Here is a 25,382-nt window from a genome sequence, read left to right as displayed (position 1 = left end):
GTTGCCCCGCGTCGCCGCGAGCACGGCTCCGGCGACGCAGCCACCCTCCCTGCCCGGCCTCGACCCGGCGTGGTCGCGTCTGGTCACGGTCCCCGCGTGGTCCGGAGATCGCAGGGGAGGAACGGATCGCGCCGCGCGCACCTGGCACCTCCTCGACACGGCCGGGTCCCTGGCCGCGCTCGGCGTGGAACCGGTCGGCACCATCCTGTGCGTGCACGGCAACCCGACCTGGTCGTACCTCTGGCGGTCGGTGCTCCGCACCTCGCTCGAGGTCGCCCGGGCCGGCGGCCCGGCCTGGCGCGTGGTCGCCGTCGACCAGCTCGACATGGGCTTCTCGGAGCGCACCGGCGTCGAGCGGGGGCTGCCGCAGCGCGTCGCGGACCTCGGTGCCCTGACCGACGAACTCGGGCTGACCGGCCCGGTCGTCACCCTCGGCCACGACTGGGGCGGTGTGGTGTCGCTCGGCTGGGCGGTCGACCACCCGGACGTCCTGGCCGCCGCGATGACGTGCAACACCGCGGTGCACCAGCCCGACGACGCCCCGATCCCCGCCCCGCTGCGGCTCGCCCTCGGCCCCGGCATGCTCGGCCGCGCGACGGTCGTGACCCCCGCGTTCCTCGAGACCACCCTGGCCATCGCGCACCCGAAGCTCGACCGTGCCACGGCCGACGGCTACCGGGCGCCCTACCGCGGTGCCGCGCGGCGCGGTGGCATCGGCGGCTTCGTCGCGGACATCCCCGTCGACGCCCGGCACCGGAGTGCGCCGGAGCTCGACCGCATCGCTGCGGGTGTGGCGGCGCTCGACGTGCCGGCGCTCCTGCTCTGGGGTCCGCGTGACCCGGTGTTCCTCGAGCGCTACCTGGACGACCTGACCGAGCGGATGCCGCACGCCGACGTCCACCGGTTCGAGGGCGCCGGGCACCTGCTGCCTGATGACGCCGACGTGGCGGGCGCGGTGTTCGACTGGCTCGGTGACCGCCTGCCGGACGGTGGCCGTCCTGCGCAGGCCCCCACGGGCCTCCAGTCCGGACCCGTGGACACGGACCGGCCTGCCGCGGCGACGCCGCCGCTCTGGGCGCGGCTCGACGAGCTGCGGGGGAGTGACGAACCCGCCCTGGTCGAGATGGCCGCCCCTGGCGGTCCCCGCACGATCACGTGGCGGCTGCTCGCCCGACGGGTCGACGAGATCGCCGCCGGGCTGGACGACCTGGGCGTCCGGAGCGGGGACCGTGTCTCGCTCCTGGTGACCCCCGGCGCCGACCTGACCGCTGTCCTGTACGCCTGCGTGCGGATCGGCGCGGTCGTCGTCGTCGCGGACGCCGGACTCGGCCTCGGGGGCCTGACCCGCGCGGTCCGCGGTGCCCGACCCGACTGGATCATCGGCGCGCTGCCCGGCCTCGGTGCCGCGCGTGCCCTCGGCTGGCCGGGGCGACGCATCGCGACGGTCTCGCTGCCCGCACCGGCACGGAGGGCGCTGCGCGTCGAGCACACGCTCGTCGACGTCGCCCGACGTGGTGCGCGTCGTCTCGCGCACGGGGCGGAACTGCCGGCAGCGCCGTCGCCGGACGCGCCCGCCGCGGTGCTGTTCACCTCGGGGTCGACCGGCCCGGCGAAGGGCGTCGTGTACACGCACGGGCAGCTGAGCGCCGTCCGGGACGCCCTGGCGACCCAGTACGACGTCGGGGTCGGCACCGGACTCGTCGCCGGGTTCGCACCGTTCGCGCTGCTCGGCCCGGCCCTCGGCGCCAGGTCGGTCGCGCCCGACATGGACGTCACCGCGCCGCGCACGCTCACGGCGAAGGCGGTCGCTGCGTCGGTCGGCGCCGCCGATGCCACCGTGGTGTTCCTGTCGCCGGCAGCGCTGGCCAACGTCGTCGAGACTGCGTCGGAGCTCACCGACGCCGACCGTGCGGCGCTGCGGGGCGTGCGGCTGTTCCTGTCGGCCGGCGCTCCCGTGTCGGCCGCGCTGCTGACCGCGGCGACCGAGCTGATGCCGAACGCCACTGCCCACACCCCCTACGGCATGACCGAGGGACTGCTCATGACCGACGTCGACCTGGACGGGGTCCGCGCCGCCGGCCGGTCCGCCGACGAGGGGATCTGCGTCGGGGTGCCAGCGGCGAACGTCCGCGTCCGCATCGCGCCGCTCGACGGTTCCGGTCGCGCGACCGGAGCCCTGACGGACGAGCCCGGGGTCACCGGCGAGATCGTCGTCGCGGCACCGCACGTGCGCGACCACTACGACCGGCTCTGGCGCACCGACCGGGTCTCGCGGCTCGGGGTCGACGACCCGCGCGGACACCGCACCGGGGACGTCGGACACCTCGACTCCGCGGGACGGGTCTGGGTCGAAGGCCGGCTGCAGCACGTGCTCACCACGCCCGACGGGGTCGTCACACCGGTCGGGCCGGAGCAGCGGATCGAGGGCGTCGACGGTGTCGGACGTGCCGGGGTGGCGGGCATCGGTCCGACCGGCACGCAGCAGGTGGTGGCCGTCGTCGAGACCGAACCCGCCGTGCGCCGGCCGGGTCTGGCGTCGCCGCAGCTCGCCGCCGCGGTCCGCGCCGCCGCCGGGGTCCGGCTCGCCGCGGTGCTCGTCGTGCCCGTGCTGCCGACCGACATCCGGCACAACTCCAAGGTCGACCGCACCCGGCTGTCGCGCTGGGCCGGCTCGGTGCTGTCCGGCGGACGGATGGTCCGGCCGTGAAGGTCCTGGTCACCGGGGCCAGCGGGTTCCTCGGGCAGGCCACCGCCGCGGCCGTGCGGGACGCCGGGCACGAGGTCCGCACCTTCCAGCGCCGTCCCTCGGGCGTCGCCGGCGTGCAGGACGTCGCCGGCACGATGACCGACGACGCTGCGCTCGCCCGCGCGGTCGACGGGGTCGAAGCCGTCGTGCACCTGGCCGCCAAGGTGTCGCTCGCCGGGGACCCCGCCGACTTCGCCCGGGTCAACGTCGACGGGACGCGATCGCTGCTGCGAGCCGCCCGTGCCGCCGGGGTCGCGCGCTTCGTCTTCGTGTCGTCGCCGTCGGTCGCGCACACCGGGTCGTCGCTCGTCGGGGCCGACGCCGGACCTGCCGAACCGTCCCGTGCCCGTGGCGACTACGCCCGCACCAAGGCCGCGGCGGAGCTGCTGGCACTCGACGCCGACGCCCCGGACTTCGCCGTCGTGGCGGTCCGGCCGCACCTGGTGTGGGGGCCGGGTGACACGCAGCTCGTCGGACGGATCGTCGAGCGGGCCCGAGCCGGACGGCTCCCGCTGCTCGACTCCGGCGCCGCGCTCATCGACACGCTCTACGTCGACAACGCCGCGACGGCCATGGTCGCGGCACTCGAGCGCGTCACGGACGACGGCGTGCACGGCAACGCGTACGTCGTCACGAACGGTGAGCCCCGACCCGTCGCCCACCTGCTCGCCGGCATCTGCACGGCATCGGGCGTCCGGCCACCGCAGTGGCACGTGCCGGCGGCGGTCGCCCGGGCAGCGGGCTCAGTGGTCGAGGCCGTCTGGCGTGTCCGACCGGGTGAGGACGAGCCGCCGATGACCCGGTTCCTGGCCGAACAGCTCTCGACCGCGCACTGGTTCGACCAGCGACGGACCCGGCAGGACCTGCGGTGGACCCCGTCGGTGTCGATCGACGAGGGGCTCGGACGGCTGCGCGTTGCGGCTCAGGCTTCGTCGGCCGCCACGTAGACCCAGGCCGTCCAGCCCGAGGCCAGCGTGACCTGGATGCGCTGGTAGTCGGCGACCTCGTAGTCGTCGACCGCGCGGAGCTGCCACTCGTACCCGAGCGTCAGGGCCACGCCCTCGACGACGTCGCCCGCGGCGCCGCGGCGCAGGATCGGGTGCCGGTCGGAGCCGCTCGTCCGGATGACGTCCGGGTCGGTGATCGTCACCCAGTCGAGTCGCCAGCCGGGCAGGGAGTCCGCGGTCGTCGGGACGTGGTCGCCGAATAGGGACTCCTGCACCAGGGGCTGCTGGAGGGTGCCGTACGAGAAGACCCGGTGCGTCGCTCCGGGGCGCGGCGTCGGACGCTTGACGGGACGCGGCGCGATCGCCGGGGTCGAGGTCCAGACGAGTGCACCGGCCAGGCCGGTCAGGCCGAGGTGCAGCAGCCCGATGATGCCGACGACGCCGCCCCAGGGGAAGCCGACCGCGAACGCGATGACGCCGACGACGAGACAGACGAGCGCGAACGCGCCGAGACCGATGACCCAGCGCTGGCTGGGGGAGAGACGCTTCACGTCGCGAGGCTAGCGGACGGGCAGTGGACCGGAGGACCACCCGGGTGCGCCGACGTGGGCGGGTGGAGTTCGCACGGGTCGGGCGATCCGGCACGGTGCGATTCCGCGGTTCCGCGGTTCCGCAGTTCCGCGGTTCCGCGGCTCTGCGGCAGGAGCTCGCACCGGGAGCGGGAACGCGCACGGAGCCTCCGGCACTGCAGGGTGCGCAGGCGCGACGAACCTGCACCGCACGACGAACCCCGCACCGTGCGACGGGCGGTGCCGTGTCAGTCGGTCGCGCCCCGCGGGGGATCGACGAGCAGTCCGACGCGGTCGGCCAGGTAGTCGGCGAGGGGGACGGCGGCGCCTGCCGTCGGGGACCACCGGACGGAGGGCACGTCGTCGGCGACGAAGAGCACGCCGTCGGCGGCGACCAGGGTCTCGTCGACGGGGATCGGGACGGCGCCGTGGTTGACCGTCTCACCGGCGGCGAAGTGTCCCTTCGCGGCGGCGGCACGGTAGGCGCGACGGACCTCGGCGGAGACCGACTGGTACTGCGAACGACCGGGTTCGGTGACCCGGGTGATCGACCCGGTGGCCCAGACACCGCCGGCGGTCTCGGGGGACGACCCGATCAGGAGCGCTCCGACCCGCCACACCCGCCCGAGCGGCCGCATGGTGGGGTCACGACGGATCCCGAGGACGGCCTTCGGCTGGACGTACTCGCCGAGCGCTTCGTCGGGGACGTCCGCGGCGCGGAGCCGTCGGGCCGCTGCGTCGAGGAGCTCCCGCGCCCGCTGCACTCCGTCCGTCACGTCCACCGAGCCTAGACCGGGTGGGGGTCGTGGTCTCGGTGGTGCTCCGTTCGACGTGGTGTGCTGCGCTGCGACGCCCGCGGCCGGTGCCCGCCCGACGACGACGAGCGGTGCTGACGAAGCCCGCGGTCATCATGACCGCGCCGTACGTCAGGAGCACGCCGGCGACCAGCGGGATGAGCCAGCTGCGCGACCCGTTGACGAGCTGGTTGACCAGGCCGATGTCCGGGACGCTGTACCAGAGGACTCCGCGGATCTGCACGGCGGTGACGGGGGCGGGGTCGGCCTCGGCGTTGTTGTCGCCCTTGAGGACGAAGGTCCGTCCGCCGTCCGACGACGAGGACACCGACACCACGCGGTGGCTGATGACCGCGGGCTGGCCGGAGACGATCTGGTAGGTGACGACGTCGCCGACCTGGATGTCCTCGACCGGGGTCGGCCGGACCACGAGCAGGGTGCCCGGGGGGAGTGTCGGCTCCATCGACTGCGTCAGGACGGTGAGCGGCATCGACCCCGTGGCCTTCGGGACGACGATCAGCACGACGGCCAGCGCAGCCACGATGAGCAGGAGCCCGGTGCTGAGCCCGAACGCGACGGCGCGGACGACCGCTCGCCACCCGGTGCGTGGGGCGGGGGTGCTCATGCGCCGCATCGGATCGCCGCCCCGTTGTCCTGCGTGAAGAGCGTGACCTTGCCGGTGCCCGCGACGGTCGAGGTGGGGTTGCCGGCGCTGTCGAGCACCTTGACGGTGACGGTGAGCGTGCCCGAGGTGCCGGCGCTCGCGGGGACGTCCGGCGGTGCGATCGTGATGAACGCGGAGTAGTCCTGCGCCTTCTTCCCGACCGGGGTCGAGCCGACGAAGGCCCCGTACCAGGTGTCCTGCGGGCGGTTCGCGGCGTCCCAGCGCACCTCGACGTACCAGCCGCCGTGGTCGGTGCAGACCAGCGACGGGGTGGTGTCGACGGTCGCCGCCGGGGTGGTCAGCGTGAAGCTGCCGGTGACGACGCCCGAGCTCCAGGTGCCGCTCGTGACGGTGAGGCCGACGTTCACCGTGGTGGTCGCACCGGCCGGGGCCGACGACTGCAGGGTGCTGCGCGTGCACCAGATCGCGGAGGCCCCGGCGGCGAGCTTCGCGCTCATGCTCGGCAGCGACGCCCAGGTTCCGCTGACGGATCCGGTTCCGACGGCCGTGCTCGTGGTGCAGGCCGTGGTCGAGGCGACCGGCCAGGCGACGACGGTGACGGCCTTGGCGAGTGCAGTCGAGCTGCCGGAGGCGACCGAGACCGTGGTGGTGGCGGTGCCGCCGAGGGTGCCCGAGTCGGTCAGGGTGATCGGCTTCGTCGTCGAGGTGACGCTCGCCGAGAAGGCGGTGGTGAGTGCGCTCGTGCCGCCGATCGACGCCGTGACGGTGCCGACCGTCGTGCTCGCCGCGGTGGTGCCCGAGGCGCTCCACAAGGCCCACGCGGCACTCGAGGTGCCACCGACGAACACGGCGGTGAGGAGCACGGCGACGAGGAGCCGGAGGCGGCGGTTCATGCGGCGACCTGCGTTCCGGTGACGGTGAGGGTGAAGTCGGTGGTGGCGCCGGCGACGGTCTGCGGGGCGTCGGCGTCGAGGGCCATCTCGAGGCACGCGATCCCGCTGCCCCCGGCCGGCAGGGTGACGACACCTGAGCCCGTGTCGAAGGTGGCGAGCCGCGCGCTCGTGCCGGTGAGCCCGGGCACGCACTTCGCGGTCGACGACACCATCGCGAGGTGGAGCGTCAGCTCACCGGACGCCGCCGCGACTGATGACTTCGAGGACGTCGTCGTGACGCGCACGGAGAGCGGGATCGACCCGGTGTTCCGCATGGTGAACGTGCCGGTGGTGCTGGTGCCCGGCCCGAGGACCGCGGTGTTCATCGCCGTCGTGCCGCCGACGGTGATGGTCGCCGTCGCGGAGCGCACGGTGGTGGCGGCCGTGCTGGCCGTGCCGTTCCAGAGTGCGTAGGTGCCGCCGACGCCGAGGAGCGCCGTGCCGACCGCGACGACCAGGCCGAGCGCGACCGGCCACACCCAGCGGTGGCGTCGGGAGGCGCGGTGGCGTCCCGTCGTCCGCGGTGTGGCGGTCATGTCCCTGCTCCTGGTCGTCGTGGTCGGTGGGGTGCGATCGGTGGGTCAGGAACCGATCGCGGTCTGGGTCAGCGTGAAGGCGAGCGCGCTGAGGTTGAGCGAGCCGCCCTGACCGGTGGTCGCGGCGGCGGGCAGCGTCACGGTGAAGACGACCTTGACCGTCGAGGTGGACGACGACGGCGAGACGACGAAGGTGTTCGCGTTCGACGAGGACTGCACGATCGAGGCGCTCGTCGACGTGACGGCCAGCGTCTTCGTCGTGGCGGCGATCAGCGCGCTGTCACCGGTGATGCTCTGGTTGGCGTAGGTCAGGTTGGCCTTGAGGTCCTGGCCGGTCGCGCCGATGTTCAGCGTCTGCGTGAACTGGAACGTGTTGCCCGGCACCATCAGCGCCTTCGTCGGGTCGATCGCGGCGGAACGACCGTTCGTGATGTCGGTCCAGGCGCCGTCGTTGTTGGCGCTGAGCGTCAGGGTGCCGGCGCTCACCGCGGACGCGGCGCTCGAGGCGCTGGCGTTCCAGAGGGCGAACGTGCCGGCACCGCCGAGGAGGAGTGCGACGCCTGCTGCGCCGGCGATGGCACCGGTGACGATCTTGTGCATGGAGTGGTTCCGTTCCTGCGTGCCTGGGCGCGCTGAAGCCCACCGGGGACGTTCGGGTGTCCTGCCCGGTGGGGAGGTTGTCATCGACCCAGTGGTTGGAAGGGGTCGCGGCTGACCGGTGCCGAGAACGGTCGCCGGGCCTCTGAGCGCAGGGACTGCTGCTCGGGCGGGCTGGACTCGCTCTGGGGACGACGTTAGCTGTCCCCCAAAGTGCGGACAAGCGAGAACGAGCGTTCACCGGGACCCCAGAACGGGGGGCATTTGAGTCCTCGTGTTGGAGGACATGGTTTGTACCCCGATTTCTGGGTGTGCGCTCCGTGCGGACAGGGGAAACCCGGAAGGAATGCCGGTACGGGTGGCGTCGTTGCACCGTCCGGCGGAAACGAGGAGGGCCCATGGACATCGTGCGTTGGTTGTTCGACGCGCAGATCGTCATCGGCGACCAGACGGTGCTGTGGCGTGAGGTGATCGGCAACGTCTTCGGGTTGCTCAGCGCCCTCGGCGGCATGCGTCGCAAGGTCTGGGCCTGGCCGGTCGGACTGGTCGGCAACGCCCTGCTCTTCACCGTCTTCATGGGTGCGCTGTTCGACACCCCCAACCCCGTCAACCTGCTCGGCCAGGCGGGCCGTCAGGTCATGTTCATCATCGTGAGCGTCTACGGCTGGTACCGGTGGACGCACCGCCCCGAGGACGCGACGACCGTGATCGACCCGCACTGGGCCTCCTGGCGGTCCCGCCTGCTGCTCGTCGTCGGCCTGGTCGGCGGCACCGCCCTGCTGACCCCCGTCTTCCGCGCGCTCGGATCCTACGAACCGGTGTGGAGCGACGCCTGGATCTTCGTCGGCTCGCTGCTCGCCACCTACGGCATGGCCAAGGGGTGGGTCGAGTTCTGGCTCATCTGGGTGGCGGTCGACCTGGTCGGCGTGCCGCTGCTGTTCTCCGCCGGGTACTACGCATCGGGGCTGATGTACGTCTTCTACGGCGTCTTCACCCTGACCGGGTTCTTCGTGTGGATGCGCCAGCGGGTCCGCCCGCCGGCGGCGCCGATCACCGTCGGCTGACGGCCTGGGGGCACGGCCCCCGCTCTGGGACGAGACAAACGGCCCGCGATGCGCTGCAATGGTCGGATGGAACCCCTGCACGGCGAACGCGTCGAGGACGACGAGTCCCTCGCAGAGCGCACCGTGCGCGCAGCCATCCGCGCGTACCGGTTGCACCCGTTCGACGACGTCGACGCCGCGGTCATCGCCGACGTCGCCGGCGTTCCGCTCGAGACGGTCGAGCGGCTGTTCCCGACCTGGCACGCCCTGCTGCTGGTCACCTACGACCGGTGGGTGCGGCTGCGCGGGACCCGACGGAAGGCCCCGCCGACGTGCATGATCGAGCACGTCCGCCTGACCCTCGCCGAGGACGTCGCCGATCCGGGCCTCGTCCGGGTCCTCGCCGGACTGATCACCGTGGCCAGCTCGGAGTCCGGGTTCGCCGAACTGTTCCGCAAGCGGTTCGAGGAGTACGCCGAGCAGCTGACCGTCGGGCTGCAGCGCGACTTCGACAAGGGCGCCGAAGAGGCCGGGATCCCCGCGTACCAGGCGGCGACACAGCTGCTCGCGATGTACGAGGGGCTGCAGATCCAGATGCTCGTCCGCCCGCACATCGACGTCCTGGTCGAGTTCGACCGTGCGGCCGACACCCTGCGTCAGGGGTGGAAGCGGCATGCCGTTCCCTCGTGGGACCTCGACGAGACGCCTGTCCGCGTCTGAGGGCCGCGAGCGCGAGCGCACCGCGAACGCGACTCGTGCATCAGGAAAGTGCTTGCCGATTTGGAAAGTACTTGCCATACTGGTGTCAACGAGAGGGGACACCATGGACCACACCACCGCACGACCCGGACCCGCCGAGGCGGCCCGACTGCTCGACCAGGCGGACCGGATCGGCCGACGCGCGCACGACGCCGTCCGCTGGCCGTACGTCACGTTCATCACCGCGCTCGGCGTCGCGACGTCGCTCGGCACGCTCGGCATGGGACTCACGACGGGGGACGCGTTCGCCGCGGTCTACGTCGGCACCCTCGTCGCGCTGTTCGCCCTGGTGGTGTTCTTCATGGTGAGCATCCGCGGCCGCTCGGCCTTCGCCCGGAGCCGCCGCTGGACCGTCTACATCGCCAGCTGGGCGGTCACCTACCTGGCGGCGATCGCCGTGGTCGGGTGGGTGCACGGCTCGGTGCTCTGGTCGGGCATCACCTCGGGGCTCGTCCTGCTGGTCGCGCTCGTCTGTGCGGCTCGTGAGGCCCGCTCGTGAGCACCACGGAACGGACGCACCCGCGGCACGAGCTCGACGACCTGCTGCAGCACCCGGTGCGCTTCTCGGTGATCGCCGCCCTGACCCGCGCCGGCACGCTGGGGTTCCGCGAGGTGCGGGACGCGGTCGAGGTCAGTGACTCGGTGCTGAGCAAGCAGGTGTCCGCGCTCGAGGCGGCCGGCTACGTGTCGGTGGGGAAGGGCTTCGTGGGCAAGACGCCCCGGACGTCGATCACCCTGACCGCCTCGGGCCGGGCCGTCTGGGCCGCCCACCTGGACGCGCTCCGCCGCATCGCCGCCGGCTGACCGGCGGCGCGAGCGCTGCGGGCCGGCGGCGCGAGCGCGGCGGGCCGGCGACGCGAGCACCGCGCGCCGGCAACGCGAGCGCGGCGGGCCGACGGCGCGAGCTCCGCGGGCCGACGGCGCGAGCTCCGCGGGCCGGCGACGCGAGCACCGCGGGCCGACGGGGCCGAGCACCGCCCCGCTCAGCCCCGCTGCCCCCGCCGCCACGACAGCACCTGCCGCACCGTCACCTTCGACCCGTACTGCGCGACCGAGTGCCGGAACAGGTACTCGGCGAACCACAGCAGCAGCCCGGCGACGACGAACACCTCGACGATGCAGACCACCGACTCCGTCACGGTCAGGGCGCCGACGGCGTTCCGCACCATCGCGGTGATCGGCGTGAAGGTCGGGAAGTACGTGAAGAACTGCGCCACCGGCGACGTCGGCGTCGTCATGACGAAGAACGCCGCGTACAGGGGGATGATCAGCGCGAAGATCGCTGCCGACTGCAGGGCCGAGGCGTCCTTGATCGACGGCACCGCGGCCACGACGGCGACGAACAGCCCCGATGCGAGCAGCACTCCGCCGACGAGCAACAGCGCCCCGGTCACCATCCGCCACGGGTCGATGGTCAGCCCGCCGAGCTGCGACGACAGCAGCGGCAGGGCGACGAGCAGTCCGACCAGTCCGGGCACGACGAACACGCTGACCTGCACGAAGCCGACGAGCAGCATCGCGATGACCTTGCCGCGGATCAGGTCGCCCGCGGTCACCGTGGTCAGGATCATCTCGGAGATCCGGTTCTCCTTCTCCTCGACCACGACGGTGACCATCCGGGCGGCGAGCAGGATGACGAGCCCGAAGAACGCGGCGACGAACAGGAACGGCGGCACGACGGACAACCAGCCCGGCGCGACCCGGCCGTCGGCGTAGGTGGTGACGTCGGTGGCGGGCGGGTTGCGGAGCAGCTGCACGGTCTCGGGGTCGTCGACCGACGCGGCGACGCTCTGCTCGAGCACCCGCTGGGCGAGCGACGAGTACACGCCGTTGGCGAAGAGCCCGCGGTCGGCCGCGTCGACCCGGATCGCGGTGGTGGACGGTGACGACGGGAACACGATGAAGGCGTCGAGGTCGCCGGACCGCACGGCGGCGCGGTCTGCGGCGGCGCTGGTGGACGGTGTCCCGCCCCACTTCGCGGCGACGGACTCGGACACCAGGCCGGAATCGTCGACGTAGTGGAACGGTGTCTTCGTGGCCGACGACCCGGAAACCACCGAGTCCGTGCCGGCGGCCTGTCCGATGCCGACGAGCAGCGAGACCACCACGATGACGACCGGCAGCGCGAGGGTGCCGATCCAGAACGCTGGCTTCTTGACCGCGCGGACGAACTCGAACCGCACGACCGTACCGAGGTTGCTCATGCCGCTGCCCCGTCGGTCGACGTCAAGGCCAGGGCGTCGTGCCCGTACACCTGCACGAAGATCTCGTCGAGCGGGATCCGGCGCATCTCGAACGCGGTGACGTGCACCCCGGCGGCGACGAGTTCCGCCAGGACGTCCGCACCGTCCGGGGCGGCGGCCTGCGTGGGGACGAGGTAGGCGACGTGCCCTTCGTGCCGGGCGAGCCGGTACAGCGGCGACTTCGGCACCGGGCCGTCGAGCCCGACGCGGGCGACCGCGCCGCCGAAGGCGTCCTGCACGTCGGGCACGGATCCGTAGGCGGCGGCCCGGCCGTCCTTGAGCAGCAGGATGCGGTCGCAGAGCCGCTCGACCTCGTCCATGTGGTGGGTCACGAGGACCACGGTCGCGCCGTCGGCCTTCCGTTCGTCGACCAGGTCGAGCAGGAGCCGCCGGTTCACCGGGTCGAGCCCCTTGGTCGGTTCGTCGAGGATGAGCAGCCGCGGCTGGTCCATGATCGTGATGCCGAGCTGCACCTTCTGCTGCTGCCCGCCGGACAGCTTGTCGACGCGCAGCTTCGCACGGTCGGCCAGCCCGACGCGCGCCAGGTAGTCCATGCTCCACGCGGTCGCTTCGGCGCCGCGCAGCCCGCGCAGACGCCCGAAGTAGGTCATCACGTCGATGACGGATTCCTTGCGGTACAGCCCGCGCTCTTCGGGCAGGTAGCCGATTCCGCCCGTGGCCGGCCGGTAGGGGCGACCGTCGATCGTCAGCGTCCCCGCCGTCGGCGTGGTGATGCCGAGCAGCGCACGGATCGTCGTGGTCTTGCCGGAGCCGTTGCTGCCGAGCAACCCGAACGTCTCACCGGGGGCGACGTCGAACGACAGCCCGTCGACCACGGTGCGATCCCCGAACCGCATCACGAAGTCCTGCACGCCGATGCTCGCCCCGCTCATGCGGCGACCCTACCGGCAGCGGCTGACGTCTCGGATGCCGGTCGCGGCCCGAGATGGTGACCCCACGGCGGACGGGAGGCACGGTGCCGGCCTGCACCGCGCCTCCCGTCCGCCACCTGGTTCCGTCAGGAACGCAACCAGGCCGTCCCCACGCCCGACAGGTCGCCGTCGACCACCGGGGCCGAGGCGAGCAGCAGTTCCCCGGCCGGCAGCGCGAAGGGCTCGTCGCCGAAGACCGTCACGCTCGTCCATCCGTTCGGCCGACGGAACGCGAGCACGTCGTCGCGGCGGGTCTCGATCCACTCGAGCTGTTCCTCGGACTGCAGCTGGCCGCGCAGGCCGAGCGCCTTCCGGTACAGGTGCAGGGTGGAGTCGGGGTCGGCGTCCTCGGCCTCGACGCTGGAGTCGGCGAACCACGCCGGCTGTGGCAGGTGCGAGCCGTCCGGACCGAAGCCGAACGACGAGCCGGTGCGCGTCCACGGGATCGGCACGCGGCAGCCGTCACGGCCGACGTCGACGCCCGGGTTGCGGAAGAACGCCGGGTCCTGGCGGTCGGCGTCCGGGATGTCGCCGACCTCGTGCAGGCCGAGCTCCTCGCCCTGGTACAGGTAGGCGGAGCCGGGCAGGGCGAGTTCGAGCAGTGTGGCGGCCTGTGCGCGGCGCAGGCCGAGCGACCGGTCGAGCGCGTCCTGCGAGCCGCCGGCGAGCAGCCAGGCGCTGCCCTGCTTGTCGGTGCCGCCGGCGCGCGGCGGCAGGGCGTAGCGGGTGGCGTGCCGGACGACGTCGTGGTTGGAGAACACCCACGTGGTCGACGAGCCGGACTGCTCGGCGAGGCCGAGGTTGAACTCGATGATCGTGCGGAACTGCCCGGCGTCGAAGTCGGCCTCGAGCAGGTCGAAGTTGAACGCCTGACCGAGCCCCTCGGCGCTGGCGTAGCGGGCACGGCGGTGGGCGGGGACCCAGGCCTCGGCGACCGCGGTGCGGGCCGGCGTGTACTCGTTGAAGACCGTCCGCCACTCGGCGTAGATCTCGTGCACGTCGTCGCGGTCCCAGAGCGGGTGCGTGCCGTCCTTCGGCATCTCGGCGAGCTCGGCCCAGGTGGGCAGGGTCTCGCCCAGGTCCTTCGCCAGGCCGTGGGCCACGTCGATGCGGAACCCGTCGACGCCGCGGTCGGACCAGAAACGCAGGGTGTGCAGGAAGTCGTCGCGGACCTCGCGGTTCGCCCAGTTCAGGTCGGGCTGCTCCTTCGCGAAGCTGTGCAGGTACCACTGGCCGTCGCCGACGGCGGTCCAGGCCGGCCCGCCGAAGATCGAGATCCAGTCGGCGGGGGCGTCCTCGCCGGACGGTCCACTGCCGTCGCGGAACACGTAGCGGTCGCGGGCGGGGGAGCCCTTCGGCGCTGCGAGCGCCTCGCGGAACCACTCGTGCCGGTCGCTCGTGTGGTTCGGGACGACGTCGACGATCACCCGGATGCCCGCGGCGTGCAGTGCCTCGACCATCCGGTCGAAGTCGTCGAGGGTGCCGAGGCGCGGGTCGACGTCGCGGTAGTCGTCGACGTCGTAGCCGCCGTCGGCCAGGGCGGACGGGTAGAAGGGGCTGAGCCAGACGGCCTCGATGCCGAGTGAGGCCAGGTACGGCACCCGCTCGGTGATGCCGGGCAGGTCGCCGATGCCGTCGCCGTTCGCGTCGGCGAACGAGCGGGGGTAGATCTGGTAGACGCTGGCCTGGCGCCACCAGGTCTCGTCGTTCGTGGTGGCGGCGGGCTGGGCGAGGGTGTCGGTCACGTCGGGCCTTTCGTGGGTCGAGGGGTTCGTCGGGTTCGTGGGGTGTGTGTCGGTCGGGTCCGCACCGGCGGTGTCGGTCACTTGATCGCGCCCTGCGTCACGCCCGCCATCACCCACCGCTGGGTGACGAGGTAGACGATGATCGCCGGGGCCATGGCCATCAGGTACGAGGCGAACGACACGTTGTAGTTGTTGCTGAACTGCGTCTGGAACATCTGCTGCAGCACCGGCAGGGTCTGCAAGCCCGGGTCGGAGGTGATCAAAGACGGCATCACGAAGTCGTTCCAGGACGCGAGGAACGCGAAGATGCCGACGGTGGCGCTCATCGGTGCCAGCAGCGGGAACACGAGTCGCCAGAACACCTGTCCCGTGCTCGCACCGTCGATGCGTGCACTCTCCTCCAGTTCCGCCGGGATCGAACGCAGGAAGGCCGTGAAGAGCAGCACGCTGAAGGACAGTTGGAACATGACGTGCAGGATCGCGACGCCGAGCGGGTTGTCCAGGTGCGCGAGCCCGGTGAGCTTCACCTGCGACAGCGCGAGCACCGGGAACGGCAGGAACATCGCGGCGAGCAGGTAGAAGAACGACCAGCGGAACAGCCGGCGGTCCCAGTTCCGGGCGATCGCGTACGCCGTGAACGAGGCGAGCAGGATCGTGCCGACGACGGTGATCGCGGCGACGAACACGGAGACCCCGAACGCCCGCGGGAAGTCGGTCAGCTGCCACGCCTGCACGAAGCCGTCGACGCTGAACGGCGCCGGCAGCGAGAACGCGTTGCCGTCGACCGCCTGGCCGGTGGTCTTGAACGCCATCGTCAGGGTGACGTAGAGCGGCACGAGGACGGTCAGTGCGCAGAGGACGAGGACGACGGTGACGGGCCAGTTGGCGGTGCCGCCGCGCCGACCGGCGGATCGTCCGCCGGCGGATCGGTCGGCGTCGACGGACCGGATGCTGCCGGTCGCGGTGGTCCCCGGTCGCAGGGGTGCTTGCAGGGACATCAGAGCGCTGCCTTCCCGCGGGTCGCCCGCAGCTGGATCACGGCGATGACGACCGCGATGACGAAGAAGATCGTGGCGTTCGCCATCTGGTAGGCGTAGTCGCCGCCGTTGAAGCCCTTGAAGATCGACATCGCGACACTGGTGGTCGAGGTGCCGGGGCCGCCGTCGGTCAGGCCGACGATGATGTCGTACGAGTTCAGGAAGTTCTTGAACCCGATGACCAGGTTGATCAGGATGTAGCCCGCGGTCAGCGGTGCGGTGATCGAGACGAGTTGGCGCCAGGCACTGGCACCGTCGAGGGCCGCCGCCTCGTACACCTCGCCCGGGATCGAGAGCACCCCCGCGATGTAGATGAGGAGCGTCGAGGGGATCGCCTGCCACGCGGTGACGACCACGATCGCCAGCCAGGCCAGGTCGGGGTCCGCCAGGATGCTCTGCTCGAGCGGGCCGAACCCGATCGCCGTGGCGAAGGCCGGCAGGCTGTTCGCGAACAGGAACGAGAACACGTACGCGATGACGATGCCCGAGATCACCATGGGCAGCACGAAGACCGCGCGCAGGGCGATCTTGCCGCGGATCTTCGACGTCAGCGCGATGGCGAGCAGGAACGCGATCGCGTTGACGACGATCACGGTGACGAGCGAGAACCCGAGCGTGAACAGGTACGCCTGCAGGATCGCCGGGTCGGAGAACACCGCGATGTAGTTGGTGAGCCCGGTGAAGCGGAACTCGCCGAAGCCGACGGAGTTCGTGAAGCTCAGCACGATGCCCATCACGGCCGGCAGCGTGATGGCGAGCGTGAAGAGCACCAGCGTGGGCAGCAGGAACGCCAGGAACAGTGGGTCGACGCGGGGCTTCCGGCGTCCGTCCCGCAGTCCCTTCCGTCGTCCGGCCTGGAGGCCCGGGGCGGCCCCGCCACGGCGGCGGCGGTCCGCCGTCGTGATCGATTCGGTGGTCGTGGTTGCCATTCGGACGTCTCCTTACGCGGCCGTGCGGAGCGCGAGACGCGCCCAGTCGGCGTCGAGGGTGCGGAGCTGGCGCTGCGGGTCGCCGCCGAAGGCGATCGACTGCGCGGAGTTCGCGACCGGGATCTCGGCGGGGATGAGCTGCGAGGCACCGAGGTAGAAGGCTGCGTCGTCGTAGTACGACTGCATGCCGCGCAGGGCGGGGTTCGACGCCGGGGGAGCGTCCTTGCGCACGCCGAAGCCGTTGTTGTCCGCGTTGTACTGGTCGTTGACCTTCGACTGCATCAGGAAGGTCAGGAACTCGCGGGCGGCCTCCTGCTTGCGCGACGCCTCCGGGATCCAGAGGGCCAGGTCGACGTTCACGCGCACCTTCCGGTCGGCCGGGTCGTCGGTGACGGGCAGCGGGAAGGTGCCGAGGTCCATGTCCTTGTTCGTCTTGGCGATCTCACCGAGCGCCCACGGTCCCTGCAGGTACATGCTCGCCTTGCCCTGGGCGAAGGCGAGGTTGCCGTCGCCGTACCCACGGCTCGCGGCGCCGTCCTGGTGCCAGGCGCGGAGTCGCACCATGCGCTCCATCGGCTCCCGCAGGTCGCGCTCGAACGAGACGGCCGATCCCGTTCCGACGTTCGTGCCCTCGCGCCGCAGGGCCTCGAAGGTCGCCGGGGTGTCGATCATGCCGCCGATCGAGTAGTCGAACATGCCCTGGGCGATCGTCCAGTTGTCCTTGAACGTGCCGTAGATCGGCGCGATGCCGGCCTTCGTCAGTCGTTCGCACACGTCGGCGAACTCGCTCCACGTCGTCGGGACCTCGAGCCCCTGCTCCGCGAACAGTGCCTTGTTGTAGATCACCGACGCCGCGGTCACCGAGTAGGGCAGGGCGCTCTTCCGGCCGGGGTAGTCGGCGGTCTGCTCCATGAGCGGCCACAGGTCGGGGTTGATGGTGTCGGCCTGCGGCAGGTCGGACAGGTCCGTCAGCGCACCGTGCTCGACGAACGGCACGACCGAGAAGTTGTAGTTCCAGCAGCCGAGGTCCGGCGGTCGGTTCCGGACGAAGTTCGCGGACATGCTCGAGGTCGAGTCGCGGACGACCCGGATCTTCGACTGGGTCTGGTGGAACCGTGCGATGAGCTCGTCGAAGTAGCCGATGACCTCGGGCTTCGACACGTAGAACGTGATGGTCTCCGGCCTGGCGCTCGAGGACCCGATCGGGGCGCACCCGGCGAGCGCGAGGCCCGCCCCGATGCCGCCCGCTCCCAGCAGGAACGAGCGTCGGCTGACCGAGGCTGCGTTCCTGGCGGTGGCGTGTGCTTGCACGTCGTCTCCGTCCGTCCGGACCCGGCGTCCCTGCCGTTCCGTCCCGCGAGCGGCTCCGATGCAGCCCGCGGAACTAAATGTAGCGAGAAAATCTAATTCTGCAAGGAACTCGTCGCACGATAGGGTCACGGCATGCCGCCACCCCGTGGAACGAGCGCAGAGACGCTGCTCGCGTACGCCTTCGACTCCGCGGCGTTCACCGCGACCGAGGCGATCGACGCCACCGGGCTGACCCGGTCGACCGTCCTGGGTGCGGCCGAGGAACTCGTCCGGCTCGGCTGGCTCCGCGAGCTCGACGACGCCCGTGCCGCGGGGGAGTACCGGATGGGACGCCCCGCCCGGCGCTACGAACTCGACACCGTCGCCGGGGTCGTCGTCGGCGTGGACGCCGGCCAGCACCGGGTCACCACCTTCGTCGCCGACCTGCGCGGCACCGTCCTGGGCCGTGCCGAGGGGGCGCTCGGTGCATCTGGCCTCGACGTGCCCGTGCGGCTCCGGGTCATCGCCGACACCGTGGCCGCTGCGCTCGCTTCGGCAGGCGTCGACCGCACCCGGGTCCTGGTCACCGTCGTGGGTGTCCCCGCACCGGTCGACGCCGCCGGTGCCTCGCCCGACGACGGCGGCTTCTGGGTCCGGATGAACCCGGGGTTCGACGGCACCGTGCCGGGCGGGCGGGTGCTCGTCGAGAACGATGCGAACCTCGCCGCGCTCGCCGAACGGCCGTCCTCGGGTGACGCGTCCTTCGCGGCGCTGCTGTCCGGAGAACGCTACGGCGCGGGCCTCGTCGTCGACGGGGTCCTGCTGCGCGGCGCCCACGGCGGAGCGGGGGAGATGCGGGTGCTCGAGCTCGTCGAGGGCGTCGGTTCGTCCGCCGGCATCGGCGCCGTCGCCCGAACCTTCGTGGCCGACGCCGTCGCCGCGGGGCGCATCCCCGCGGACGCCGCGCTCGCCGCGGACGCCGCACTGGTGTTCGCGGCCGCACGGAGCGGTGATCCGGTCGCGCGCACCATCGTCGACCGCCTGGGCGACCGCCTGGCCCGGGTCTGCGTCCTGCTCGCGAGCCTGCTCGACATCGACCGCGTGGTGGTCGCCGGCGCGATCGCCCAACCGGCGGTCGCCGTCATTGACCGTGCCCGCGACCTGCTCGCCGAGGGGCACTTCGACCCGGTGCCCGAACTCGTCGCGTCGTCGCTCGGCGCCGACGTCGTCGTCATCGGGGCCGTGGCCCACGCGGTCGATGCGGTGCGGGCCGACCCGCTGTCCTTTCCGCTGCTCAGCCGGGCAGCGGCACCTCGTGGTCCCGGTCCCACGGTTCCGTCCAGCCGAGTCGGTCGAACAGTGCATCCAGCAGCATCGCGGTGAAGCCCCACACCAGGTGGTCGTCGCCGTCGGCCTCGATCGTGAACGCTGCTCCGCGCCACTCCTGACCACCGCGGCGGATCACCGTCACGCCGCGGTTCGCCGGGTCGAGCAGATCGGCAACCGGCACCCGGAACACCGCGGCCGACTCGTGCTCGTCGACGACGTGGATCGGTGACGGGTCCCGCCACCAGCCGATGACCGGCTGGACCAGGTGGTTCGAGAACGCCAGCGGTACGGCGGGCAGGGGGCCGAGCACCTCGACGCCGGCGGGATCGAGGCCCGTCTCCTCCTGCGCCTCGCGCAGTGCGGCGGCGACGGCGTCCACGTCGCCCGGGTCGATGCGCCCGCCGGGGAACGCGACCTCGCCGGCGTGGGCGCGCAGGGTCGTGGCCCGGGCGAGGAGCAGGACGTCGAGGTCGCGCGGGACCCCGGGTGCCGTCGCGGGTCGGTCGCTCGGGATGCGGTCGAGGACGCCGAAGAGCATCAGGACGGCCGCCCGTCGCGGGGTGGACGTCCCGCCGGGTTCGCCGATCGGCCCGGCGTCGCCCCAGCCGTCCGCAGCGACCGCGGCGAGTGCTGCCCGGGCTGATCCGTCGTGCGTCACCCGTTCACCCTAGATGCGGCCACCGGCAGTCGGGTGACGCTGGCGCGCCGGACCCTTCACTGGGGATTGTTCGGGCGTCTCCTGGGAGCGGGGCAGGTGGGAACTGTGGGAACCGGAAGCGCCTCGGTGCCCCGTTCGCAGCGGGCCACCGCCACGATGGCAACGTCCGCCGGGAGGCCCCATGTTCCACGATCTGCTCCGACCCCTGTTCCACATCGCCGTCGTCGCACCGTCCGTGCTCGTCCCGGTCGACGTCATCGCGGTGCTCCTCACCGTCGCCGCGCTCCTGCCTGCGTTCGGTCGTCGCTCCCGGCACCCGGTCCGGGGCCTGGTCTGGCGGCTCGGCGCCATGGCCGTCGGAGCCGTGCTCGGCTTGGTCGCGGTGTGGTGGTTCGGCGACGTGCAGGACCTGTACGGGGTGTCGTTCACGCCGGTCACCCGGATGTGGGTGGCCCTGGCCTTCGGCGGTGTCGGCCTGCTCGTCGTGGTCGTCGTCCAGGGCGGCTGGCTGCGCCGCGTCCTCGGCCTGCTCGCGGCGGTGGCGGTGGCGCTGGCCGCCGTCCTCGGCGTCAACGTCGACTTCGGCGCGTACCGCACGATCGAGCAGGCCGTGACGACCGATCCGTACCCATCCGGTCCGCTGGGACACGAGACGGGGGTGGGGCGCGCCTCCAGTCCGGTGGTGGACCCGGCCACCTGGCGGGCACCCGCCGGCATGCCGCGACGTGGGAAGGTGCTCTCCGTCGACATCCCGTCGACCGTCTCCCACTTCCACGCACGGCCGGCGGTCGTGTACCTGCCGCCCGCAGCACTGACCGAACGGCCGCCGACCCTGCCCGTCCTGATCAGCCTCGCCGGGCAACCCGGCCAGCCGAGCGACATGTTCCAGGCCGGCCGGCTCGGCGCGGTGATGGACGCCTTCGCTGCGGCACACCACGGGCTCGCCCCGATCGTCGTCGCACCCGACCAGCTCGGGGCGCCGGACCGCAACCCGATGTGCGTCGACTCGTCCCTCGGCCGCTCCGCGACGTACATCATGACCGACACCACGAACTGGATCCGGCAGCACCTGCGCGTCGGAGCGTCCCCCTCCGCCTGGGGCATCGTCGGGTTCTCGCAGGGCGCGACGTGCGCCATGCAGTTCTCCACCGCACACCCCGGCGTGTTCGGCACGACCTTCGCCATCTCGAGCGAGCTCGCACCCCTGAACGGCTCCGTCCAGCACAGCATCCAGTACGGGTTCGGCGGCTCGGCCTCGCGGTACGCCGCAGCGGCACCGCGGGCGATCATGCGTGCGCACGGTCCCTACCCCGGGCACCTGACGGTGTTCGCCTACGGCAGCGACGACGCCCCCTACGTCGCGTCGACCAGGGCACTCCGCGCCGCCGCGAACGCCGCCGGCATGCAGACCCGGCTGTTCGTGTCCGAGGGCTCCGCCCATGACTGGAACACCGTCCGCTACGCCCTGCGCGTCGGGATGCCCGGCGTCATCGCGCACCTGGGCCTCCGGTGAACGCGATGGCCGCGGCCTTCGCGTGGGCGAGACCGAAGCGTCTCGTGCCGGTGGCCCGTCGGTACCCGCTGACGAGCGTCGTCTCGGCCCTGACGGTCGTCGCCGGCATCGCCGCCGTGGTGCTCCGCTGCATCGGTGCGCACGACGGCCGGACGCCCGACTCCCTGGGCGGGACGATGGGTCCGCTCGGCGTGGTCGCGGTGACGAGCAGCGTCGTCGGGTTCCTCGTCACCTTCGTCGCCGTCGTGGTGTGCACCGGGGCGTCCGAACGGCTGCTCGGCTGGCGGCGCACCCTGCTCGCGATGGTCGTCACGACCGTCGTGGGGACCGGCCTCGGCGCCGTGCTGCAGCTGTTCGACGGCGCCCCGGCGAACCGCGGTTTCCTCGTGCACCTGGGGCACGTCGGACCCTGGACGTGGATCGTCGGCACCATCGTCACCGCGAGCGCGTTCGCCGGCGCCCTGTGGCGGCGCCGGATCCGGGTCGTGTCGATCGCCGTCGTCGCGGCACTGCTGCTCTACGCCGGACACGCGTCCGACCTGCACGCGGCGCTCGCCCTGGTCGTCGGCCTGGTGCTCGGTCGCGTGCTGCGACGGTCCCCGGTGCGGAGCGGCTGGACGCGGAGCTCCTCACGCGAGACCCGGGTGCTGCTGGTGGCCGCGGTGACGGTGTCGGCGGTCGGACCCGTGCTCGCGCTCGTCACCGGCGCACAGTTCGGACTGCTCGCCCCGCTCGCCGTGGTGCTCGACACCGGGCCGACCGGGAGGATGCCGCACTGCTCGGTGACCGGGGTGACCGCCAGCTGTGTCCGGGCGCTCGCCGCGGTGCACCCGCACGGCTTGTTCCAGTCGCTGCTGGCCGTGATGCCGCTCGTGGTCCTGGCGGTCGGCGCCGTGGGACTCCGGCGTGGCAGCCGGTTCGCGCTGTGGCTCGTGGTGACCGTCGACCTGATCACCGGCATCGCGACCGCCGTGTCGTACGGGGTGCTGCCCGAGCGGCACCACGCCGTCGTGCAGCGTCTGGCATCGGACCACCTCGCGGTATCGCTCTCCCTCGTCGCATCGGTGTTGGTGCCGATCGCCACCGCCGTGGTGCTCGTCCTGCGCCGCGCCGACTTCCCGGTCCGGACCGACCGGCGACGACTGCTGACCTTCGCGATCACGGTCGCCGGCGCGGCACTGGTGCTCGCGGTCGTCGTCGTCGGCGTCGCCGTGGCCTCGGGCGACAGCGTGCGGGAGCCCCTGCACCTGGCGCTCGCCGTGCTCGGCCCGATCGCCCCCGTGACCCTGCCCACACACCTGGCACTGGCCGAGCCGGCGCTGCGGTTCGTCGTGGGCATCTCGGGCCCACTCCTGTGGCTGGCGGTGGCGATCGCCGCGGTCCGGCCGACCGGTGCCGGACGCTCGGACAGCGACCTCGACGGGCAGGACGCCGCCCGGGTGGCCGCTCGTGCCCTGCTGGTCGCGGGCGGTGGCGACACCTTCGGGTGGATGACGACCTGGCCCGGCAACGAGTACTGGTTCACCGAGGACGGCCGCGCCGGGGTCGCGTACCACCGCACCGGCAGCGTCGCCGTGACGACCGGTGGCCCCTTCGGCCACGAGGACGCACGGCTCGCAGCACTCGAGGGCTTCGCACGGGCCGCGGACGACCACGGTTGGACGCCCGTCTTCTACGGCATCGACGCCACCCTCGGTGCTGCACTCGCACGACTGGGCTGGACGACCCTTCCCGTCGCCGAGGACGCCGACCTCGACCCGCGCACCTGGACGACCACGGGCAAGCGCAAGCAAGACGTCCGCACGGCCGTCAACAAGGCCGCACGCTCCGGCACCACCGCGCTCTGGTCGGACTGGGCCTCGCTGCCCGGCTCGGTCACCCGCCAGATCGAGGCGATCTCGGAGGAGTGGGTCGCCGAGCGCGAACTGCCCGAGATGGGGTTCACCCTGGGCGGGATCGACGAGATGCGCGATCCCGCCGTCCGCACGCTCGTCGCTCTGGGCGAGGACGGCACCGTGCTCGCCGTCACCAGCTGGCTGCCCGCCTACCGCGCCGGCCAGGTGGTCGGCTGGACGCTCGACGTGATGCGCCGCGCCCCGGACGCCCCGAACGGCGTCATGGAGTTCCTGGTCGCGAGTGCGGTCGACCGGATGCGCGCCGACGGGGCCGAGCGGCTCAGTCTGTCCGCGGCACCGCTCGCGTCCTCGGCGGAACCGCAGACCGGCGGCCGGAGCGGCGTCGAATCGGTCCTCGACGTCGTCGGCGGAGCCCTCGAACCGGTCTACGGGTTCCGCTCCCTGCTGCGCTTCAAGGCGAAGTTCGGCCCCGACCTGCACCCACTGGTGATGGCGTACCCGGACCCGGTGGCGCTGCCCACGATCGGCGTCGCCATCGTCCGCACCTACCTGCCGGGGCTGTCGCTCCGCCAGGCGGTGGCGATCATGCGCGAACGGCGTCCGGCGCCCGCAGCCCGGGCCGAGCAGCCAGCCGCGCGCGTCGGCTGAACCGGACGGCTCCCCAGCGCCGTCGGTACGTTCGGTGCATGGGAACCGAACGCGCCGACGGACCGGCGGTGGACGAGCACGATCCGTACGAACGTCGCCCCGGCTACGTCACGAGCGTCGACGGCCGGACCGACCGGATGACCACGGACATGTTCGCGGGCGTCGTGGTCGGGTTCGTCCTGCTGCTCGTCTTCGGGTTCTTCCAGCTCGTCGAGTGGATCGCGATCGGAGCGGCCGTCGTCATCGGTGCGGCGGTGTGGTTGGTCCTGCGCAGCCGTCGACGGCGTGCAGATCGTCGCGCGGGTCGGTCCCCCGACGCCGTCCCACGTGCGCGTGACCGCGCCATCGCCGAGGCGAACGGTGGCCGCCGGTTCTTCGTCGCCCAGAACCCGGTCGTCGTCATCGTGATGGGCGCGATCTTCATCGCTGTCGCGGTCGCCCCACTGCTGTTCGGCGGGTTCTCCGTCGGCCGGATCGTGACCGGGGTCATCGTCGTCGCGAGCGGCGTCCTGTGCATCGTGCAGGGGATCGGCACGCTGCGGGTGCGCCGCCGGGAGCGCAGCGGCGGCTGAACCGCGGTCGGCGGCCCGCCCGAAGTGGGCGCATCGGCGTGGCCCGAAGGCCAATAAGCTCACTTCCGTGACTGCAGTGCAGACCGGTCGACGCTTCGGCGCGACCCGAGGCGAATTCGCGCTCCTGATGACCGTGACCGTCGTCCTCGGACTCGTGGTCCCGGCCGGCGGGCTGCTCGCCGCCTTCGGCTCGCTGCTGACCGGCGTCCGCGACGACCGTCGCCGCGTCCGCGCCCTGTTCATCGTCGGCCTGGGCATGTTGGTGCTACAGGTGGCGTTCGTCGCCGTCGCACTCTGGGGCCCGGTGCAGGTGTGCAACTCGACGAACGGCAGCCCCGAGACCTGCCAGACGTACTGGCCCTGGGAAGGCTGACGCGTCTTCGACGCGACCACAGGGCGGACGGGAGGCCCGGTGCCAGCTGGCACCGTCCCTCCCGGCACGGCCGTCGCCCCGCTGGCGCGGTGCGCCGGTACCGGCTGACCCGGCCGACACCGTGTCAGGATCGGCCGTCGCACGACATCTCTCAGTGAGCGACCCTGCTCCCACCGAAGGAGAGAACCGATGAACACACGAACCCGCGTCAGCCTCACCGCGGTGGCTGCCTGCGTCGTGGTCGCCGCCCTCAGCGGTTGTGCTGCGAGCACCCCGACTCCGGCGCCGTCCGCCACCACGGCGATGACCGGGGACAAGACCCCGCTCCCGTCCCCGTCCCCGACCGCGACGGACGCCGCGACCACGGACGACCAGACTCCGTCGACTCCGCCAACGTCCCCGTCGAAGGCCCCCGGGACGTCGGCGCTCGCGCAGCACATCTACGACGAGTGCAGCAAGGGGGCCGCGGACGCCGGGGTCACCCTGACCTTCACGGACGACCCGTCGGGGTACCCGGGCAGCGACGGGACCTACCAGCTCGTCTACCCCTTCACCTTCGACGACGGGCACACCGATCCGTACGCCGTCTACAACTGCACGCTCACCGACGACACGGTGGACTCCTCGTACGTCAGCAGCGGGATGACCGACAGCCACTGACCACGTGGAGGTCGCTCCGGACCTCGGACGTCAGGGTGACGACGCGGGG

25 protein-coding genes are annotated in these 25,382 nt (G+C 72.3%); 12 read left to right on the top strand and 13 right to left on the bottom strand.

All coding sequences use genetic code 11. The features are described from left to right. The first annotated feature begins 1 nt into the window (after position 1). Together BOSE127_RS08470 and BOSE127_RS08465 are read left to right on the top strand one after the other, a co-directional pair. Entirely contained in the window at positions 2-2,707 is a 2,706-nt protein-coding gene (locus BOSE127_RS08470) for an alpha/beta fold hydrolase (RefSeq protein WP_159558127.1), read from the top strand. Next, positions 2,704-3,693, top strand: coding sequence for an NAD-dependent epimerase/dehydratase family protein (locus tag BOSE127_RS08465; protein ID WP_159556878.1), 990 nt, complete (start codon positions 2,704-2,706; stop codon positions 3,691-3,693). Before BOSE127_RS08470 ends, BOSE127_RS08465 begins: the two co-directional genes overlap by 4 nt. Here BOSE127_RS08465 and BOSE127_RS08460 read toward each other — a convergent pair. From BOSE127_RS08460 to BOSE127_RS08440, 6 genes are all read right to left on the bottom strand, one after another. Continuing rightward, positions 3,669-4,244 carry a gamma-glutamylcyclotransferase family protein gene (locus BOSE127_RS08460; RefSeq protein ID WP_236559521.1) on the bottom strand — a complete coding sequence of 192 codons (576 nt, stop codon included), beginning with the start codon at positions 4,242-4,244 and terminating at the stop codon, positions 3,669-3,671. The genes BOSE127_RS08465 and BOSE127_RS08460 overlap by 25 nt on opposite strands. A 266-nt stretch (positions 4,245-4,510) precedes the next feature. Then, complete coding sequence (locus BOSE127_RS17365; protein WP_017888408.1) at positions 4,511-4,900, bottom strand: hypothetical protein; 390 nt, start codon at positions 4,898-4,900, stop codon at positions 4,511-4,513. A 7-nt stretch (positions 4,901-4,907) separates the two neighbouring features. After that, on the bottom strand, positions 4,908-5,681 hold the full coding sequence (locus BOSE127_RS08455; protein WP_236559520.1) for a signal peptidase I: 774 nt from the start codon (positions 5,679-5,681) through the stop codon (positions 4,908-4,910). Then, entirely contained in the window at positions 5,678-6,574 is an 897-nt protein-coding gene (locus tag BOSE127_RS08450; protein WP_020381115.1) for a hypothetical protein, read from the bottom strand. The genes BOSE127_RS08455 and BOSE127_RS08450 overlap by 4 nt, the downstream gene beginning before the upstream one ends. Continuing rightward, positions 6,571-7,149 (bottom strand): TasA family protein, encoded by a 579-nt coding sequence (locus tag BOSE127_RS08445; protein ID WP_071251972.1) that lies wholly within the window; start codon positions 7,147-7,149, stop codon positions 6,571-6,573. The genes BOSE127_RS08450 and BOSE127_RS08445 overlap by 4 nt, the downstream gene beginning before the upstream one ends. 45 nt (positions 7,150-7,194) lie before the next feature. Beyond that, complete coding sequence (locus BOSE127_RS08440; RefSeq protein WP_056070388.1) at positions 7,195-7,749, bottom strand: alternate-type signal peptide domain-containing protein; 555 nt, start codon at positions 7,747-7,749, stop codon at positions 7,195-7,197. Positions 7,750-8,144: 395 nt separating this feature from the next. On the opposite strand from BOSE127_RS08440, the gene pnuC reads away from it, so the two are divergent. From pnuC to BOSE127_RS08420, 4 genes are all read left to right on the top strand, one after another. Continuing rightward, a complete protein-coding gene (gene pnuC / locus BOSE127_RS08435; RefSeq protein ID WP_017888412.1) occupies positions 8,145-8,810 on the top strand; it encodes a nicotinamide riboside transporter PnuC in 666 nt (221 codons plus the stop codon). Positions 8,811-8,876: 66 nt separating this feature from the next. Beyond that, entirely contained in the window at positions 8,877-9,509 is a 633-nt protein-coding gene (locus tag BOSE127_RS08430; protein WP_042540330.1) for a TetR/AcrR family transcriptional regulator, read from the top strand. Positions 9,510-9,612: 103 nt separating this feature from the next. Further along, the gene (locus BOSE127_RS08425) at positions 9,613-10,047 is read left to right on the top strand and encodes a hypothetical protein (RefSeq protein ID WP_017888414.1); all 435 of its coding nucleotides are present in this window, start codon (positions 9,613-9,615) and stop codon (positions 10,045-10,047) included. Beyond that, positions 10,044-10,352 carry a winged helix-turn-helix domain-containing protein gene (locus BOSE127_RS08420; protein WP_017888415.1) on the top strand — a complete coding sequence of 103 codons (309 nt, stop codon included), beginning with the start codon at positions 10,044-10,046 and terminating at the stop codon, positions 10,350-10,352. The genes BOSE127_RS08425 and BOSE127_RS08420 overlap by 4 nt, the downstream gene beginning before the upstream one ends. A 179-nt stretch (positions 10,353-10,531) precedes the next feature. Here the strand turns inward: BOSE127_RS08420 and BOSE127_RS08415 are convergent, their stop codons facing one another. The 6 genes from BOSE127_RS08415 to BOSE127_RS08390 form a co-directional block, all read right to left on the bottom strand. Continuing rightward, complete coding sequence (locus BOSE127_RS08415; RefSeq protein ID WP_159556874.1) at positions 10,532-11,752, bottom strand: ABC transporter permease; 1,221 nt, start codon at positions 11,750-11,752, stop codon at positions 10,532-10,534. Further along, entirely contained in the window at positions 11,749-12,684 is a 936-nt protein-coding gene (locus BOSE127_RS08410; protein WP_017888417.1) for an ABC transporter ATP-binding protein, read from the bottom strand. The genes BOSE127_RS08415 and BOSE127_RS08410 overlap by 4 nt, the downstream gene beginning before the upstream one ends. A gap of 125 nt (positions 12,685-12,809) precedes the next feature. Next, complete coding sequence (locus BOSE127_RS08405; RefSeq protein ID WP_159556872.1) at positions 12,810-14,468, bottom strand: glycoside hydrolase family 13 protein; 1,659 nt, start codon at positions 14,466-14,468, stop codon at positions 12,810-12,812. 77 nt (positions 14,469-14,545) lie between these two features. Next, entirely contained in the window at positions 14,546-15,466 is a 921-nt protein-coding gene (locus tag BOSE127_RS08400; protein WP_017888419.1) for a carbohydrate ABC transporter permease, read from the bottom strand. Further along, a complete protein-coding gene (locus tag BOSE127_RS08395) occupies positions 15,466-16,434 on the bottom strand; it encodes a carbohydrate ABC transporter permease (RefSeq protein ID WP_017888420.1) in 969 nt (322 codons plus the stop codon). The genes BOSE127_RS08400 and BOSE127_RS08395 overlap by 1 nt, the downstream gene beginning before the upstream one ends. A 12-nt stretch (positions 16,435-16,446) precedes the next feature. Continuing rightward, the gene (locus BOSE127_RS08390) at positions 16,447-17,745 is read right to left on the bottom strand and encodes an ABC transporter substrate-binding protein (RefSeq protein ID WP_017888421.1); all 1,299 of its coding nucleotides are present in this window, start codon (positions 17,743-17,745) and stop codon (positions 16,447-16,449) included. 132 nt (positions 17,746-17,877) lie between these two features. On the opposite strand from BOSE127_RS08390, the gene BOSE127_RS08385 reads away from it, so the two are divergent. Beyond that, positions 17,878-19,107 (top strand): ROK family protein, encoded by a 1,230-nt coding sequence (locus BOSE127_RS08385; RefSeq protein WP_017888422.1) that lies wholly within the window; start codon positions 17,878-17,880, stop codon positions 19,105-19,107. Here the strand turns inward: BOSE127_RS08385 and BOSE127_RS08380 are convergent. Beyond that, complete coding sequence (locus tag BOSE127_RS08380) at positions 19,019-19,711, bottom strand: NUDIX hydrolase (protein ID WP_081612352.1); 693 nt, start codon at positions 19,709-19,711, stop codon at positions 19,019-19,021. The two genes, BOSE127_RS08385 and BOSE127_RS08380, sit on opposite strands and share 89 nt — an antisense overlap. A gap of 181 nt (positions 19,712-19,892) precedes the next feature. Between BOSE127_RS08380 and BOSE127_RS08375 the strand changes: the two genes are divergently transcribed. From BOSE127_RS08375 to BOSE127_RS08355, 5 genes are all read left to right on the top strand, one after another. Then, positions 19,893-21,224, top strand: a complete 1,332-nt coding sequence (locus BOSE127_RS08375) for an alpha/beta hydrolase (protein WP_017888425.1) — start codon at positions 19,893-19,895, stop codon at positions 21,222-21,224. A gap of 5 nt (positions 21,225-21,229) precedes the next feature. After that, positions 21,230-23,728 (top strand): bifunctional lysylphosphatidylglycerol flippase/synthetase MprF, encoded by a 2,499-nt coding sequence (locus tag BOSE127_RS08370; RefSeq protein ID WP_159556870.1) that lies wholly within the window; start codon positions 21,230-21,232, stop codon positions 23,726-23,728. A 38-nt stretch (positions 23,729-23,766) separates the two neighbouring features. Beyond that, a complete protein-coding gene (locus BOSE127_RS08365) occupies positions 23,767-24,300 on the top strand; it encodes a hypothetical protein (RefSeq protein WP_056070413.1) in 534 nt (177 codons plus the stop codon). Positions 24,301-24,367: 67 nt separating this feature from the next. Continuing rightward, entirely contained in the window at positions 24,368-24,673 is a 306-nt protein-coding gene (locus tag BOSE127_RS08360) for a hypothetical protein (protein WP_139179816.1), read from the top strand. A gap of 189 nt (positions 24,674-24,862) precedes the next feature. Then, positions 24,863-25,333 (top strand): hypothetical protein, encoded by a 471-nt coding sequence (locus BOSE127_RS08355; RefSeq protein WP_042538216.1) that lies wholly within the window; start codon positions 24,863-24,865, stop codon positions 25,331-25,333. Positions 25,334-25,382: the final 49 nt, after the last annotated feature.

The organism is Curtobacterium sp. 8I-2 (assembly GCF_902506155.1).
Lineage (GTDB): Bacteria > Actinomycetota > Actinomycetes > Actinomycetales > Microbacteriaceae > Curtobacterium > Curtobacterium poinsettiae.
The sequence above is the reverse complement of the archived record's forward strand: the minus strand, read 5'-3'. Positions and strand labels throughout refer to the sequence as shown.